The sequence below is a fragment of the Chryseobacterium metallicongregator genome (genome assembly GCF_031324065.1).
GTDB classification, from domain to species: domain Bacteria; phylum Bacteroidota; class Bacteroidia; order Flavobacteriales; family Weeksellaceae; genus Chryseobacterium; species Chryseobacterium metallicongregator.
Map to the genome: position 1 here is coordinate 1 of NZ_JAVIXS010000024.1, position 446 is coordinate 446.

Here is a 446-nt window from a genome sequence, read left to right on the forward strand (position 1 = left end):
CCTGATAATAGTATGCGGGAAGATTAGGTAATGTGAATACAAAATCTTTGTTGGTACTGGTAAGAATATTTTGATAAGTATTTCCTTCTTTAAGAGTCCATTCGTATGTGGTATCAGATCCACCATTGCTTGTATTAATGATAGTATTATTACTGTTAGTACATAATGTATTGGGTGCAGCGAAGTCGGCAAGGGGAGAGGATTTAACAGAACATTGATTCTTATACATCCATGCGCTGGTTTTTGAGTTGGTTCCTGATGAGTTGGTTGCTTTCAAAGTAACCTGATAATAGTATGCGGGAAGATTAGGTAATGTGAATACAAAATCTTTGTTGGTACTGGTAAGAATATTTTGATAAGTATTTCCTTCTTTAAGAGTCCATTCGTATGTGGTATCAGATCCACCATTGCTTGTATTAATGATAGTATTATTACTGTTAGTACAT

At 34.5% G+C, this 446-nt stretch carries 1 protein-coding gene; it reads right to left on the reverse strand.

Annotation, left to right across the window (positions count from 1 at the left end; translation table 11 throughout):
• The coding region (locus REB14_RS23990; protein ID WP_309523482.1) for a hypothetical protein at window positions 1-446 on the reverse strand (446 nt) is incomplete at both ends.